General features: G+C 66.0%; 17 protein-coding genes. 8 read left to right on the forward strand and 9 right to left on the reverse strand.

The genetic code is table 11. The features are described from left to right. The first annotated feature begins 23 nt into the window (after positions 1-23). From AC5Y6Y_RS00535 to AC5Y6Y_RS00545, 3 genes are all read left to right on the forward strand, one after another. Positions 24-473: an anti-sigma factor antagonist gene (locus AC5Y6Y_RS00535; protein ID WP_463824668.1), complete on the forward strand. Its 450-nt coding sequence runs from the start codon at positions 24-26 to the stop codon at positions 471-473. A 232-nt stretch (positions 474-705) separates the two neighbouring features. After that, positions 706-2652 carry a molecular chaperone HtpG gene (htpG, locus tag AC5Y6Y_RS00540; protein ID WP_499922784.1) on the forward strand — a complete coding sequence of 649 codons (1947 nt, stop codon included), beginning with the start codon at positions 706-708 and terminating at the stop codon, positions 2650-2652. A 41-nt stretch (positions 2653-2693) separates the two neighbouring features. After that, positions 2694-2909, forward strand: coding sequence for a hypothetical protein (locus AC5Y6Y_RS00545; RefSeq protein WP_463824666.1), 216 nt, complete (start codon positions 2694-2696; stop codon positions 2907-2909). Here AC5Y6Y_RS00545 and AC5Y6Y_RS00550 read toward each other — a convergent pair. Then, positions 2906-3874 carry an aldo/keto reductase gene (locus AC5Y6Y_RS00550; RefSeq protein WP_499928895.1) on the reverse strand — a complete coding sequence of 323 codons (969 nt, stop codon included), beginning with the start codon at positions 3872-3874 and terminating at the stop codon, positions 2906-2908. The genes AC5Y6Y_RS00545 and AC5Y6Y_RS00550 overlap by 4 nt on opposite strands. Before the next feature lie 127 nt (positions 3875-4001). Further along, on the reverse strand, positions 4002-4313 hold the full coding sequence (locus tag AC5Y6Y_RS00555) for a hypothetical protein (protein ID WP_463824664.1): 312 nt from the start codon (positions 4311-4313) through the stop codon (positions 4002-4004). Positions 4314-4503: 190 nt separating this feature from the next. Between AC5Y6Y_RS00555 and AC5Y6Y_RS00560 the strand changes: the two genes are divergently transcribed. Then, positions 4504-5271 (forward strand): SDR family oxidoreductase, encoded by a 768-nt coding sequence (locus AC5Y6Y_RS00560; protein WP_463824928.1) that lies wholly within the window; start codon positions 4504-4506, stop codon positions 5269-5271. A 114-nt stretch (positions 5272-5385) separates the two neighbouring features. On the opposite strand, the gene AC5Y6Y_RS00565 is transcribed toward AC5Y6Y_RS00560, so the two are convergent. Further along, positions 5386-5985 carry a PaaI family thioesterase gene (locus AC5Y6Y_RS00565; protein WP_463824663.1) on the reverse strand — a complete coding sequence of 200 codons (600 nt, stop codon included), beginning with the start codon at positions 5983-5985 and terminating at the stop codon, positions 5386-5388. Positions 5986-6149: 164 nt separating this feature from the next. On the opposite strand from AC5Y6Y_RS00565, the gene AC5Y6Y_RS00570 reads away from it, so the two are divergent. After that, the gene (locus AC5Y6Y_RS00570) at positions 6150-6761 is read left to right on the forward strand and encodes a PadR family transcriptional regulator (RefSeq protein WP_463824927.1); all 612 of its coding nucleotides are present in this window, start codon (positions 6150-6152) and stop codon (positions 6759-6761) included. Here the strand turns inward: AC5Y6Y_RS00570 and AC5Y6Y_RS00575 are convergent. After that, positions 6758-8455: a 3-ketosteroid-delta-1-dehydrogenase gene (locus AC5Y6Y_RS00575; RefSeq protein WP_499928897.1), complete on the reverse strand. Its 1698-nt coding sequence runs from the start codon at positions 8453-8455 to the stop codon at positions 6758-6760. The two genes, AC5Y6Y_RS00570 and AC5Y6Y_RS00575, sit on opposite strands and share 4 nt — an antisense overlap. A 102-nt stretch (positions 8456-8557) precedes the next feature. On the opposite strand from AC5Y6Y_RS00575, the gene AC5Y6Y_RS00580 reads away from it, so the two are divergent. Genes AC5Y6Y_RS00580 through AC5Y6Y_RS00590 form a run of 3 tightly spaced genes read left to right on the forward strand, consistent with a single transcriptional unit; the run spans position 8558 to position 10816 of the window. Next, positions 8558-9694, forward strand: a complete 1137-nt coding sequence (locus AC5Y6Y_RS00580) for a 3-ketosteroid-9-alpha-monooxygenase, oxygenase component (protein WP_499928899.1) — start codon at positions 8558-8560, stop codon at positions 9692-9694. Next, positions 9691-9969 carry a ferredoxin gene (locus AC5Y6Y_RS00585; protein WP_463824660.1) on the forward strand — a complete coding sequence of 93 codons (279 nt, stop codon included), beginning with the start codon at positions 9691-9693 and terminating at the stop codon, positions 9967-9969. The genes AC5Y6Y_RS00580 and AC5Y6Y_RS00585 overlap by 4 nt, the downstream gene beginning before the upstream one ends. 55 nt (positions 9970-10024) lie before the next feature. Further along, positions 10025-10816 carry an SDR family NAD(P)-dependent oxidoreductase gene (locus AC5Y6Y_RS00590; RefSeq protein WP_499922790.1) on the forward strand — a complete coding sequence of 264 codons (792 nt, stop codon included), beginning with the start codon at positions 10025-10027 and terminating at the stop codon, positions 10814-10816. A gap of 3 nt (positions 10817-10819) precedes the next feature. Here AC5Y6Y_RS00590 and AC5Y6Y_RS00595 read toward each other — a convergent pair whose 3' ends face one another. The 5 genes from AC5Y6Y_RS00595 to AC5Y6Y_RS00615 all read right to left on the reverse strand — a co-directional run bounded on the left by AC5Y6Y_RS00595 (position 10820) and on the right by AC5Y6Y_RS00615 (position 15220). After that, the gene (locus tag AC5Y6Y_RS00595; protein WP_499928901.1) at positions 10820-11896 is read right to left on the reverse strand and encodes a hypothetical protein; all 1077 of its coding nucleotides are present in this window, start codon (positions 11894-11896) and stop codon (positions 10820-10822) included. Positions 11897-11980: 84 nt separating this feature from the next. Beyond that, entirely contained in the window at positions 11981-12889 is a 909-nt protein-coding gene (locus tag AC5Y6Y_RS00600; protein WP_499928903.1) for an alpha/beta hydrolase, read from the reverse strand. Then, positions 12886-13710 (reverse strand): SDR family NAD(P)-dependent oxidoreductase, encoded by an 825-nt coding sequence (locus AC5Y6Y_RS00605; RefSeq protein WP_463824656.1) that lies wholly within the window; start codon positions 13708-13710, stop codon positions 12886-12888. Before AC5Y6Y_RS00605 ends, AC5Y6Y_RS00600 begins: the two co-directional genes overlap by 4 nt. After that, positions 13707-14168: a nuclear transport factor 2 family protein gene (locus AC5Y6Y_RS00610; RefSeq protein WP_499928906.1), complete on the reverse strand. Its 462-nt coding sequence runs from the start codon at positions 14166-14168 to the stop codon at positions 13707-13709. The genes AC5Y6Y_RS00605 and AC5Y6Y_RS00610 overlap by 4 nt, the downstream gene beginning before the upstream one ends. Before the next feature lie 62 nt (positions 14169-14230). Beyond that, a complete protein-coding gene (locus tag AC5Y6Y_RS00615; RefSeq protein ID WP_499929322.1) occupies positions 14231-15220 on the reverse strand; it encodes an acyl-CoA dehydrogenase family protein in 990 nt (329 codons plus the stop codon). Positions 15221-15227 lie beyond the last annotated feature (7 nt).

Genomic DNA, 15227 nt, shown 5'->3' on the forward strand with positions numbered 1-15227 from the left:
TGCACGGAATGGAGGAGCGCAGCATGAGCCTGGCCGTCACTGAAGTGTTTGCCGCGCCGGTGCGGTTGACGCCCCGCCTGGTTGCCGAACTCGGAGCTGAACACAGCACGCTGCGTGCGGCCGTGCAGGGCTTCGACGCGGCGGTGATCGTCTACGTCGGCGGCGAGATCGACGCCAACAACGACGAGACCTGGCGTCAACTGCTCGCCGAAGCCTCGGCGTTCGCGACTGCGCCGCAGCTTTTCATTGTCGACGTGAACAGCGTGGACTTCATGTCGTGCTCGTCCTACCTGGCGCTGGCTGACGCGGCGCGCTGGTGCCGCCAACGCGGGATCGAGTTGTGCCTGGTCAGTCACCAAACATCGGTGGCCCGCACGGTCGCCGCGTGCGGCCTCGCTGATGTCCTGACGGTGCATTGCGGGGCACCGCACAGTCTGCAGCTGACGGACCCGCCCCAGAACCAGGCGTGCTGACTCAGCTTCCAGGTCATCTGAAAGTTGCGGTGCTGCATCAGCCGCGCCACCGGGAAGCCGGATCGCCGTGAACATGGCCGCCGCCCCCGGATTGCCTGCCTTGCGGAGGTGGTCGACGAACTGGTTGCCGCCGGGCGACCGACGACCACCGACTGTTAGCCGCCACCCGAGGCTGACCGGCGGATCGCGTCTCGATACATTCGGACGCGATCGACACGTCGGAAGGAAACTTATGAACGCGCAGGTCGAGCAGCTGGAATTCCAGGCCGAGGCCCGGCAACTGCTGGATTTGATGGTCCACTCGGTGTACTCGAACAAAGACTCGTTTTTACGGGAGTTGATCTCGAATGCTTCTGATGCGCTGGACAAGGTGCGCCTCGAAGCGCTGCGTAACAAGGATCTGGACGTCGACACCTCCGACCTGCACATCGAGATCGACATCGACAAAGATGCCCGGACTCTCACCATCCGGGACAACGGCATCGGCATGACCCGTGCCGAGGTGGTGGATCTGATTGGCACACTGGCCAAGTCGGGGACCGCCGAACTTCGCCAACAGCTCAAAGAAGCCAAGAACGCCGAGTCTTCCGAGGAGCTCATCGGCCAGTTCGGCATCGGTTTCTACTCGTCGTTCATGGTGGCCGACAAGGTCGAATTGCTCACCCGTAAGGCCGGTGAGAGCGAGGCCACCAAGTGGGAATCCACCGGTGCAGGCACCTACACCATCGAAGCCGTCGAGGGTGCGCCGCAAGGCACGTCGGTGACCCTGCATCTCAAGCCTGAGGACCTCGAGGACGAGCTGCACGACTACACCTCGGAATGGAAGCTCAAGAGTCTGGTCAAGCAGTATTCGGACTTCATCGCCTGGCCGATCCGGATGGAGGTCGAGCGCACGATCCAGGTCCCCGTTGCAGGTGCTGACGAGGGGTCCGACGAGACCCGCGAAGAGACGGTCACGGATACCGAAACGCTCAACTCGATGAAGGCGCTGTGGGCGAAGTCCAAAGACGAGGTCACAGCCGAGGAATACAAAGAGTTCTACAAGCACATCGCGCACGCCTGGGACGACCCGCTGGAAGTCATCGCGATGAAAGCCGAAGGAACCTTCGAGTACCAGGCATTACTGTTCATCCCGTCGCAAGCGCCGTTCGACCTGTTCAACCGCGACGTCAAGACCGGTGTGCAGCTGTACGTCAAACGGGTGTTCATCATGGGCGACTGCGACGAGCTCATGCCCGAGTACCTGCGGTTCATCAAGGGTGTCGTTGACGCACAAGACTTGTCGCTCAACGTATCTCGCGAGATTCTGCAGAAGGATCGGCAGATCAACGCAATCCGCCGGCGGCTCACCAAGAAGGTGCTCGCCACGATCAAGGACATTCAGTCGGAGCGGCCCGAGGACTACCGCACCTTCTGGACCCAATTCGGGCGGGTGCTCAAAGAGGGCCTGATGTCGGACTTCGACAATCAGGAGACCCTGCTGACCATCTCCTCTTTCGCCTCGACGCACAGCGAGGAGGAGCCGACGACGCTGGCCGAATACGTGGCACGGATGAAAGACGGCCAGACGCAGATCTTCTACGCCACTGGCGAATCCCGCCAGCAGTTGGAGAAGTCACCGCATCTCGAGGCGTTCAAGGCCAAGGGTTACGAGGTGCTGTTGCTCACCGACCCGGTGGACGAAGTCTGGGTGGGTACCGTCAGCGAGTTCGACGGCAAGGCACTCCAGTCGGTGGCCAAAGGCGAGGTGGACCTCGGTTCCGACGAGGAGTCCTCGTCGGCCGAGCGCGAAGAACAGGAGAAGGATTTCGCCGACTTGCTGACCTGGCTCAAGGAGACATTGAGCGAGCACGTCAAGGAGGTACGGCTGTCCACTCGGCTGACCGAGTCACCGGCCTGTCTGATCACCGACGCCTTCGGTATGACTCCGGCGCTGGCCCGGCTGTACCGGGCCTCCGGGCAGGAGGTGCCGGTCGGTAAGCGGACTCTGGAGCTGAACCCGAATCACCCGCTGATCACCGGGTTACGCCAGGCGCACGCCGACCGTCCGGACGACGCTGCGGTCGCCGACACCGCCGAATTACTGTACGGAACAGCGCTTCTCGCAGAAGGGGGAGCGTTGGAAGATCCGGCGCGCTTCGCCGCACTGCTCGCTGAACGGCTGGCCCGCACCGTCTAGACAGGCGATTGAAAGCTGTCCGCAGCGGTTATCCGGTCCGCATGACGGTGTTCAGAGCCCTCAACCCGTGCGGCGAGGTCGTGGCGACCAGCAATTTCGACACCGCGGAGGCAGCGCACCGGTGGTTCGCCGAGTCCGTCGCCGGCCGATACGCGTCGGGTTGGCGGATGCAGGTCGACGACGACGGGCAGTGGGCGAACTTCGACGACACCGGCGGCTTCACAGCTCCGCTGAGTCGCCGCCGCGTGCCCGGTTAGAACGGCAGCTTTTCGCGAACCAGGTCGGTCAGGAAGCGGCCTGCCGACACCGGTCGGAACGCGCGGGCCGCGGCCGTCAGTGCGTCGTGTGAATCCTTGCTCAGTTCGATGTCGGCGGCGGCGACATTGAATTCCAGCTGTTCGACGCTGGATGCGCCGGGAATGGCGACCACTCCCGGCAGGTTGATCAGCCAGGCCAGCGCGACCTGGGCAGGCTTGGCGTCCACCTCGGCGGCGACGTCGCGCAGCGTCTGCAGCAGCGGCTTGACCCGCCGGAGGTTCTCGGTGCCGAACAGGTAGTTCAAACTCCGCACACCGCCGGGGCGATTGTCGGGACCGTACTTGCCGCCGAGCAGGCCCTGCGACAGCGGGCTGTAGGCGATGACGATCCGATTCTCCCGCTCCGCGAACGGGACCATGTCGTCCAACGCGCCCGGGTTGGCCAGTGAGAAACTGACCTGGTTGCTGATGACCGGGCGCCCCAACGCCGCATCGGCTTTCTTCCAGCGCTCGAGGGAATAGTTCGAGACGCCGGCGGCGCCGATCCTGCCGTCATCGAGCAGGTCCCGCATGCCGGGCATGATCACCGTGTCGGGCACCACCGGGTTGGACTGGTGGATCTGGTACAGCGGGATGCGGTCCAGTTGCAGACGTCGCGCGCTGGCCTGTTCGCGCTGCTTGATCACTGCCGGGAACGGCGCGACCGGGAACACCTTGCTCGCCACCGCCACCTCGGCGCGTTCCTCGCCGAGTGCCTCGCCGAGGATCCGTTCGCTCTTGCCCAGGCCGTACACCTCGGCGGTGTCGAACAGGGTGACTCCTAGGGCACGGGCGCGCTGCACGATGTCGCGTGCGGCCCCTGAGGCGTAGTTTTCGCCGTACCCCCACTCGCGTGAACCGAACTGCCAAGTACCCAGACCGATCCGGCTCACCCGTCCGACGCCGTCGACGTCAACATATTTCATAAGCCCACCGTATACGGCCGTATTGTCCGGCTCACCCGCGGTGCGGCTGCTCTGGCACGAAAAACGTTGGCCGCAAATCGTTTCCGCCGATAAACCTAGTGCGACGGAATGGCACCGCGACCTGTGGTCAACTGGCGGGCGGTGGGGCGGCGTCGTCGGAATGCGCGTGGTGCCATTGCAACTCCGCGGCACGAACCTGCTGGTGAGTGTGGCGTAACCACACCAGACCGGCGGCACCCACCGCGAGCGCAACGAGCACCGCCGCCACCCCGACCGACGTGTGGTGCGTGGCGAACGCGGCCAACCCTACGACCAGCGCGATCACACCAGCGGCAACCGCGATGATGCCCGGCGCATTGGCACCGTTCTTCATTGACTCGCCGGCGTGCCGGCGGGTGGTTCGGTAGTGGTCGACCGGGTCGATCTCGGGCTGGCTCATTTCTTTCCTCCTGAGAAGGAGAACTACCCGTCAGTTAGCGGAGCTAAACGGTGACGGGCCCGACCGGCCCACCCGTCCGCGGGCGGTGCGGCGGTCGCGGCAACGACATGCTGCGAAACCGGTAACCCCGTTCTCGTCCGGCCTCGGGCGTATGTCATGCTCTGTCGCGGAGGTCGATATGGCGAAAACGGTGGTGATCGGCGCCTCGAGCGGGTTGGGGCGCTGTATTGGTGTCGGATTGGCACAGCGTGGGGATCGGGTGGCGCTGCTCGCCCGACGGCGTGAGCGGATCGAAACAGCTGCGGCCGAGGCCGGGCACGGTGCGATCGCTGTCGAATGCGATGTGACTGATCAGGCATCGGCGCAGTCGGGAATCGGCGCGGCAGCCGAGGCGCTGGGCGGCATCGACAACGTCGTCTACGCACCCGCGATCAGCCCGCTGGTCCCGCTGGCCGATACCGACGCCGCGACATGGCGGCAAGTGTTCGACACCAACGTGATTGGAGCGGCGTTGGCGACCGCGGCGGCGATTCCGCACCTGACATCGGTGGCGGGCAAAGTGGTTTACCTGTCTTCGGATGCCGGCACTTTCGGACCGCCGTGGCCCGGACTCGGCGCGTATGGCGTCAGCAAGGCAGCGCTGGAGCGTCTGGTCGAGGCGTGGCGCGCTGAGCACCCCGACGTTGGCTTCACCAACCTGATCGTTGGCGAGTGCGCCGGCGGCGAGGGAGACGCCCAGACGGGGATGAATGCCGGCTGGGATCGGGAATTGGCCATGCAGGCATATCCGCTCTGGGTGTCCCGGGGCTGCATGCCGGGCAAGTTGATGCCCGTCGACGACCTCGTCGACGTGGTGCACACCATTCTGCGCACCAACGCATCGACGTCGATGCCCGTGGTGGTCGCCCGCGGGGCGCCGGCCGCGGCGGGAGCCGTGCTGGAATACGGCAAACGCTGAGCGGCGGGAGCGGGGTGGCCTCCGATGTTGACGCTGCGCTGGCGGCGGGGCTCTCTCGCACTTCGCCGCCGTGGGCGCAGAGCCGAGTAGCCATGCGCGCAGCGTCAACGCACCCTAGGTGCGCGGATGGATGAAAACCCCTTCCGCTGAGACCAATACGCCATCTGCGCCGCTGATCTGCCCGACGGCGAATGTCTTGACGCCTTCGCTCCGGTCGACCCACGCGTCGGCGCGCAACGGCTGATTCAACGGGGTGCGCTGGTGATAGCGCAGCGTCAGCGTCCCGGTGTACGCGGGCCGTCCCGGCCGGTGCGCGGTGGCACCGAGAATGTGGTCGAGAATCATTGCCGAGATCCCGCCGTGCACGTGCCCCATCGGGCCCTCGAACGCGGCGCCGAGCACAAACTCCGCCCATACCGATCCGTCGCTTTCGTGATGAACCACCAGCGGCGGAGCAGACGGATTGCGCACTCCGATAACGACATTGCCCGACGCGATGCCCTGCCCATCGTTGATGTCGCGTTCGCCGAACGTACCGGGCATCAGCTCGGCGCTGAGTTCGCTTGTCACGCTGTCGATCTTGGCCGTGGCGGCGGCGATGATGTCGTGGCCCACCTCGGTGCGAATCGTCGCGTCGATCAGGCGTCGCACCGACATCGCCAGCGACTCGTACACCGGCAACGAATCAGTCATCGACGCAAACGAATCCACCATGTCGCCACCATAGAACAGTGACCCGGCCGCGCCGGCAACGCCGTGTCCCAATCAGCGGTCATCGCAAGCGAGTCGGTGCACCCGGTTGTTAGTCTGGCGCAGTGGAGCAGACCAGCGACAAGGGCAAGCCGGCACTTGCCGCCACCAGCTGGGCGTTGCTGGGCATGATGTCCTATGAGGAGGAAGTCTCCGGCTACGACCTGAAGAAGTGGATCGACTGGAGCGTCGACCTCTACTACTGGAGCCCGTCGTACAGCCAGATCTACACCGAGCTGAAGAAGCTGGAGAGCCTCGATCTGGTGACGTCGCGCGTCGAGCGTGACGAGGGCACCCGCAGCCGCAGGCTCTACAGGATCACCCCGGCCGGGATGGCAGCGATCACCGACTGGACCAACAATGCGCCCCTGGACCCGCCGGTCCTCAAGCACAGCATGCTGTTGCGGGTGACATTCGGGCACCTGAGCAACCCGACCCGGCTCAAGGAACTGCTACACGAACACGTGGCGTACGCAGAAGCCCGATATCGCAAGGCGATTGAGGACGCTGAGGGGGCGGAGGCCGAACCCGCTTGGGCCTACTCGGTGATGGCACTGCGGTGGGCGGCAAAGTACTACGCTGCCGAGCGGGAGTTCGCCCTGGAACTCATGAAAGACATCGACGAAGCCAACGCCATCATCGAGCAGGCAGCCAAGGGCGGGTTCGGTAAACCGCGGCCCACCCCGGGATACTGGCGTGAAATTGAAAAGCAGGTCGACGCCAAGCGCGCCGCCGACTAATTCGACGCGTCGCAGGCGGCGATGTAGCCGTAGACCAGGCCCTGTGCGATCGTGGCGCCTGCGCCCGGGTAGGTGGTGCCGAACGCATTGGCGGCGGCATTGCCGATCGCGTACAGACCGTGGATCGGGGTGCCATCCTCGCGCAGCACCTGCGCCCGCCCGTCGGCTTTGACGCCACCGCAGGTACCGAGGTCGCTCAGCACCATCTTCACCGCGTAGAACGGCCCGTTGCGCAACGGGCGCAGGTTCGGGTTGGGCCGGATCGTTGGGTCTCCGTAGTAACGGTCATAAGCGCTGCGGCCCCGACCAAAGTCCGGATCCGCACCGGCACAGGCATTTTCGTTGAACCTGCTCATCGTGTCGGTGAACTCCGCGACCGGCAGCCCGATCCGCGCGCCGAGTCCGGCTAAGGTGTCGGCGCGAGCGGCGATGCCGGCGTCGTACCAGGCCTGCGGCACCTTCATCCGCGGAAACAGCTCGGCGCCAAAGACATAACTGTTGCGGTACTGCTGGTCGAAGACAATCCACATTGCCTCAATCGGGTTGCCGGAACGCTCGAGGGCCAGCAGTCGCTGCCCGAAGGACATGTAGTCGGCTGCCTCGTTGGTGAACCGGCGACCGTGCTGGTTCACGATCAGGCAACCCGGCAGTGATCGTTCAGCCAACATCACAGCGGGCGACTTGCCGGGCAGCGGCGCGATCGCAGGGAACCACCACGCCTGATCCATCAGGTCGATGCCGGCGCCCCGATCCTGCGCTGTGCGAATTCCGTCGCCGGTGTTGCTGTCGGCGCCCAAACTCAGATGCGCGCCCAGCGATGCGGACTGAAACTTCCACCGCATGTCCATGTTGTGGTCGAAACCCCCGGTGGCCAGGACCACCCCGCGGCGGGCGGTGATGGTGATCTCCCGGCCCCGGTGCGCCACGACCGCACCGGTGACCCGGTCTGCCTCGCCGTCGAGCCGCACCAGCGGGGTGTCGGTCCAGATCGGGATGCCGGCGCGCAGGACACCGGCGAACAGGCCGGCCATCAGACCCTGCCCGCCCGCTGCGTACCGCCTGCCCACCGCCAACCCGGCCACGCCCTGCGCGATCCGCTTACCGAAGGTGGGAATTCCCTTGCGCGGCACCCGGGTTACCAGATTCATCCAGCGGTAGTCGGCACCCGTCGTCGGGATCGCGAACGCGGCTTCCAACACGCCGGGTCGCAATCGGTCCCGATAGGGACCGAGCATCGAGGTGTTGAACGGATAGCACTCACAGGTGCGGCCCGCCGCACTGCCGCCCGGTTCCTCCGGGTGGTAGTCGGAGTAGTCCCGGGCCCAGAACAGCCGCAGCGGGGTGGTCCGCCGCAGCATATGGACCGTCGCAGGAAGCTGGTCCAGGAAGCCGGCCGATCGCTGCGGGGGTGCCGATCCTGCGACCACCGCGTCCAGGTAGGTGGCCGCCTGCGCGGCGGAGTCCCCGGCGCCGGCCTCGTCCAGCACCGGCCCGCCCGGCAGCCACAGGGCACCGCCCGAGCGGGCGGTCGATCCGCCGACGTAGGACGACTTCTCCACGACCAGCACCGACAGCCCGAGCTCGTGGGCGGCCAGCGCCGCAGCCAGCCCGGTGCCGGACCCGACCACCAGCAGGTCGACGCAGGTGTCGTCGACGGGAAGTCCGGCCGGGATGGTCGTGCTGGGTGCGCTCACCCCTGGGACGCTAGGCCGGTGCGGCACCGTACCGGAAGAGGTCTCCTGATCAGTGGAACAGGTGATCCCCCATCGCCGGCCGGGAGGCGTTCAATGGGTCCTATGAGTTCGCACACCGACGCCGATGAAATCCGGCTCATCGAAGCGCAGGCCGCGCCGACCCGGTTCGCCCGCGGCTGGCACTGCCTGGGTCTGGTCCGGGACTTCGGGGACGGCACACCCCATGCGATCAACGCCTTCGGTCAGAAGCTGGTGGTATTTCGCAGCGGGGACGGCGACATCAATGTGCTCGACGGATACTGCCGTCACATGGGCGGTGACCTGTCGAAGGGCGAGGTGAAAGGCAACGAGATCGCCTGCCCGTTCCACGACTGGCGGTGGGGCGGGGACGGTCGGTGCACACAGGTCCCGTATGCCAAGCGCGCGCCGCGGCTGGCCCGCACGGCGACGTGGACCACGCTGGAGCAGGACGGCATGTTGTTCGTCTGGAACGACCCCGAACGCAACCCGCCGGCACCGGATGCCACCATTCCGCGCATCGAAGGCGCCTCCAGCGACGAGTGGACCGACTGGCATTGGTACACCACCGTCGTCGACAGCAACTGCCGCGAGATCATCGACAACGTCGTCGACATGGCGCACTTCTTCTACATTCACGGCTCGCTGCCCACCTACTTCAAGAACATCTTCGAAGGGCACGTGGCGACGCAGTACATGAACGGCGACGGCCGGCCGGACATGGGCGGCACCGAGGGTGCGCGCATGCTCGGCACCACCTCGGTGGCGTCCTACTTCGGCCCGTCGTTCATGATCGACGACCTCACCTACCACTACGAGGACGGCGACCAGCAGACCATCCTGATCAACTGTCACTATCCAATCGACGCGAATTCCTTTGTGCTGCAATACGGCATCATCGTCAAGAAATCGGCGTCGCTACCCGACGAGCAGGCCATGCAGACCGCGATCAGTCTCGGCGACTACGTCAAGATGGGTTTCGAGCAGGACGTCGAAATCTGGCGGCACAAGGCGCGCATCGACAATCCGCTCCTGGTCGAAGAGGACGGACCGGTCTATCAACTGCGGCGCTGGTATCAGCAGTTCTACGTCGACGCCGCCGAGGTGCAGCCGGATATGGTGGACCGCTTCGAGTTCGAGTTGGACACCACCCGGCCCTACGAGGCCTGGATGAAGCAGATCGAGACGAATATGGCGGCCAGGGCGGGCTCGGTCCCATGAGCCTGTCGTCCCGCGCCGACAACCGCCTCGACGACATGCCGATGGCGTCGGTCGGCTGCCACAGCTGCGGTGCGCAGGTACTGGTCCGCAAGAGCAGCTGGAACCAGACCAGCGTGCAGTGGGACGCCGACGCATCAGCGCGATGCCTCGAGCGCCGGGCCGCCATGCAGATCGCCGGCCACCATCGCGGACTGTTCCTGGTCTGTTCGGCGCTGCGGGACTCGATCGAGGCGGCCGTTGCGGCGGGGGAGTTGGCGATCGTCGACGACGGCTGAGCGCCATGCCGGGGGTGCCGAACAGCCGGCCGCACCCGTCCTACAATTCGCTTCGATGAATGTTGCGGTGGTCACCGGGGCCAGTCGCGGTGCCGGACGCGGTATCGCGGCGGCATTGGCCGCCAAGGACTGGCGGGTGTATGCCACCGGTCGCACCATCACCGATGCTCCGCCCGGTGGGATTGCGGTGCGCCTCGATCACCGTGACGACGACGCGGTGGCCGCATTGTTCGAGCGGGTTCGTGCCGATCATGGCGGCCTGGACCTGCTGGTCAACAACGCCGCGGCGGTGTCCGATGATTTGGTGAACCCAAAGCCGTTCTGGGAGAAGCCTCTTGAGCTTGTCGACGTACTCGATGTCGGCCTGCGATCGAGTTACGTCGCGTCGTGGTATGCCGCACCCCTGCTGGTCGCACGGGGCCGCGGGCTGATCGCGTTCACGTCGTCACCAGGCTCGGTGTGCTACATGCACGGTGCTGCCTACGGCGCCCAGAAGGCCGGGGTGGACAAGATGGTCGCCGACATGGCAGTGGATTTCGGCGGCACGGGCGTCGCGACGGTCTCGATCTGGATGGGCATCTTGCTCACCGAGAAGCTGCGCGGCGCCTTCGCAGCTAACCCGAAGGCGCTGGCCAAGACGGCAGAACACGCCGAAACCCCGGAATTCACCGGCTATTTGATCGATGCGCTGTACGGCGATCCGGAACTCGGCGCGCTGAGTGGCCAGACGTTCATCGGCGCCGAACTCGCCGAGCGGTACGGCATCACCGACGAGGACGGCCGCCGACCGCCGTCGCACCGTCACCTCGGTGCGCCGCGCACACCCAGCACGGTCGTGGTGCGCTGAAGCTCAGGCCAACTGAAAAGCACTGATGGGCGCCGCCTCTGGATACTGCGCCGGACCGCCGATGTCGAAAGCGGCATTGAGGGCGGCGATGAACTCCGGATTGTGCAGCGGCTCGCTGGGTATGTCGAGCTTGATGCCCCTGGCATTGACGTCGTCGACCATGATGTCGACGGCCTTGTCTGCGGTCAGGTCGTCGGTGCCCTCCATGTTCTTCTTCAGTTCGTCGAGGTCGGAGAAGACCTCGGCCGACCAGTGCACCAAGAAACGGAGTTCGTCGGTGTGGTGGCGGGCAATCACCTCGTGCCCATTCTTGAGCAACCACTGATCGCGGTCGCCGGGGTCGCCGGTGAACACGGTGTCGAACGCCAGCCCGGCCGGAATCTGGTGTTCCAGCGGGCCGTTGGCCTCGCCGCGGTGCACCATCATTTCGTTCTGCACCACCACGCCGCGGTTGTAGATCGGCGGCAACACCCGCTGAGGTGCCTTGAGCGGACCGTCGGGCCAGTAGGTGAATCCGCTGGTGCTGTCGAGGGAAAACCACGTGATCACCTGCGCCGTCTTGATCAGGTACTCGGTGAACAGGCCGGACTTGCCCATCACACTGGTGAGCCAGGTAGGTGCGTTCTCGTGCCGCACGCCGCGGAAGCTCGGCGAATCCAGGTGCCCCGGATCGCGATTGGCGCAGGGGCCGTTGATGTTGAACAGCATCAACTGCGGCTTGGCGTATTCGGCACCCCAGTAGCTCTTGGCCATCTCCAGGAACCGGGCGTGATAGAAGCAGTCGTGCAGTTGCTGGTAGAGCACCGCGCCATAGTTGGCCAGGTAGCCGCGGAACGTCGGGGTCAAGAAGAGGTCCAAGGACGGCGTGTAACCCTCGGGGAACAGACCACTCATCGTCGCGATCAACTCATCGGCGGAGGCGAAATGTTGGGAAATGATCAGCCGCCATGGACCTTCGGTGCGGACCACGTCGAGTAACCGCTCGCGTTGATCATCGGTGTAGACGTCAGCGACTTCGCGGGGCGGTGCGGCGGGACGCAGCACATCCGATAGCTCTTCGCGGCGCTGTGCGGAATGCATCACGTGTCTCCTTGTCGCAGTTGCTTGTTCAATCGTGTGGGGTGCGGGCCCGGGCAGCGTCCGGGGTGTCCGGTGACCGGGACGTTAGAAGGGAACGCCGTTGGCGAGTTTGGCGCGCAGCAAGGCTCCGAGTTCGGCGATGGCCAACCGGCCCCGCGCGGTCGCCCCGGGCCGCATCAGGAAACCGTGATACATCCCGGGGTAGCGGGTCAGGGTGGTCTGCACGCCTGCGTCGCACAGCCGGGCCGCATAGCGCTCTCCCCAGTCGCGGATCGGATCGCAACCTGCGGTGACCACGATGGCCGGTGGGAGACCGGACAGGTCAGCTGCGTAGGCCGGAACCAGGTACGGGTCACCGGGTGCGCCGGCGTCCCCGTCGGCCACCGCGTGCAGGAAGTCGATGTCGTCGCGGCTGAGCATCGGTGCGTCAGCGAGCGACGTGATGGACGGAGCGGTCATGTCGCGATCCAGTCCGGGATACAACAGCACCTGAGCGCAGAGCCGTGGCCCGCCTCGGTCGCGGGCAGCCAGGGCGACCCCGGCCGCCAGTGATCCACCGGCGCTGTCGCCGACGACGACGAGCCCGTCGACCCATGGCTGACGTGCGGCCCACTCGGCCGCGGCATAGGCGTCGTCGAACTGGGCAGGGGGCGGGTATTCCGGCGCGAGCCGATATTCGACGGACACGACCGTTGCACCGGAGGTCGATGCCAGCGCGCGGGCGAGCGGTTCGAAGGAATGGTTGGAACCCATGACCATGCCGCCGCCGTGGAAGTAGACCAGCGCCGGTCCGACGGAATCGCTTGTCGGCCGGTAGATCCGGACCGGAACGGAACCGGCGAAAGCGTCGTCGATGCAGACCATCTCGGCCATGTCGTCGGGCAGCGGAGCAGCTTCGATCGCGGCACGCATCGCGGCCAGGCCGCGCTGCCGCATCGGCGGCAGCGGACCGAACGACGCCACCCGTGCGGCCGCGTCCGGATCCAGACTCATGTCAGCTCTGGGCAACGTTGTGTGGCAAGGGATTCGGCGCGGTCGCGCATGGCGTCGACGACCGACGGTTGGGTCACCAGATAGAAGCGTCCCTGGGCCGCCTGCTCGAACAGCGTCGCGGCGGCCGCCCACGGATCCATGGCCGTGGCCTTGACGTCGAGCATGGCTCGCCGTTGCTTCTCTGCCATGCCCACATCGCCGTTCAGGTCGACCCCGCCGGCCGACTCGAAGATGTTAGAGGTCACCGCACCCGGCAGGACAGCCTGGACGTGAATGTGGTTGTCGTGCCCGGCGGTTGCCACCTCCAGACGCAGACATTCGGTCATTGCCAGGACCGCGTGTTTGCTCATGATGTAGGGCGTTTGCAACGGGATTGCCACCACCGCACCGACCGACGAGAGATTCCATACCCACACCTGTTGCCGGGTTGCCATCATCTTCGGCAGAAATGCTCTGACGCCGTGGAAGACTCCGCTGATGTTGACGTCGACGACGCGCTGCCAGTTGGCCAGCGGTGTGTCCCACAGGTAGCCGAATTGCTCGACCCCGGCGTTGTTCACCAGTAGCCGGACCGGACCCAGCTCCCGGTAGGTGCGGTCGGCCAACTCCTGAACAGCACCCGCGTCGCGGACGTCGCACACCACGTCGACGGCGCGGTCGCCGAGTTCGTCGCGCAGCGACGCCACCGCCGCGGCATCGATGTCGGCGAGCACCACCGTCATGCCCAGGTGGCTCGCGTACCGCGCCAGCCCGGCGCCGATTCCGGCACCGGCCCCGGTGATGACGGCAACGCCGCCGGCGAAAGTGTCGCGGGCGCTCACGACCCGGTGGCGGCATGCCGCTCGGCGAGCAGCACCGAGTTGGTGGTGTCCAGCACGACGTCGATGTCGGTGAACTGCAACCCGTCGGCCGTGCGGCGGACACCCACCTCAGCGACGCCGCTGGACACCGCGAACGGCACGAAGTTCGCGACTTGGTTGACGAAGATGTAGAACCGCACCCGGTCGACGGCGGTCCGGTGCACATTGGTGGCGTGGTGCCGCAACGGGTAGGGGCTCTGCTCTCGGTGTTGGGACAGCCACTCCATGACCGCATCGCGGCCACGCAGCTCCGGCGACATCAGTTCCTCGAAAGGGCTTGCGCCACTGTCGCTTCTGCTGACATAGCGGATGTCTTCGGTGAAGCATGCGGTGAGCTCGTCGTAGTGCGCCTCGTCGTAGTGGTACCAGAAGCCGGCGATGAACTCCTGCAATTCCGGCAGCGTGATGTCGTTGCTCATGGGGCCAGTCAACCCTGCTGAATCAGGGATGAGACCCGGCTTGTCCGGTCAGTGGAACACCATCAGGACCCGGTGATCAGACCCCACAGCCCGCCTGCACTCGCATACAGGGCCGCGTCGGTCACCTGATCGTCCCAGTACCGCAGCGAACCGAACTCCGAGCGCCAGGCCAGCGCGGCCCGGGTGAATTCGTGCAAACGGTGCTCACGGGTGGTACCGATGGCGCCGTGCACCTGATGGGCATTGCGCACCGCCACCGAGGTCGCGTGCCCCGCACACGAACGCGCCACGGCCACCAGGAACTCCAGGTCGGGCGCCGTCCAATCGCTGGCGACCCCGGCGGTCGACGCGGCTTCGGTCGCTGCCCGGGCGAGCGCGGCTTCGGCGGCCAGGTCGGCGACGAGATGTTGTACCGCTTGGAATTTGGCCAGGGGGCGACCGAACTGGGTACGGGCAGTCACATGCTCGATGCACAACTGCAGGATTCGGTCGAGTGCGGCGCACACCTGAATCGCACGCACCAACCCCGATCTCAGCCGCAACTGGGTGATCTGGGCCAGGGTCACCGGTAACCCGGGCAGGTCGGTGACGTCGACGGTCACCTCGTCCCGTGGCTCACCGACCAGGTTGCTGCCAGGCATGATGTGCAGGTCGTCGACCGGGAGATCGGCGGCACGGTATCCGCCCTGCGCCCGCCACACCACCACGACGTGATCCGCCGCGGCCGCCCACGGCACACCGCTGGCGCGTCCGTGCTTGTCGAGCATGCACACCGTCCGCACCGCCGCGCCGGCCGGCGCCCCCAGTGCCGCCAACAGCCAGCACGCCAGTAAATCGTGCTCCGCCAACGGGATTCGAACGCCATGGGACGCCGCGGCGCTTAGCAATTCGGCCGCTTCGTACCACCCGGCGCCGCTGCCCCCGTCCTGCTCGGCGCCGGTGAGTCGCACCAGGCCCAGTTCGTCGAGTTGCTGCCACAGCGCGCGATCCAGTTCGGCCGTCGTCGCGGGCGCCGGCTTGGCGCGGTAGTCGGCGAAGACGGAGTCCATCATGTCGACC

Source organism: Mycobacterium sp. NGS24 (assembly GCF_059813065.1).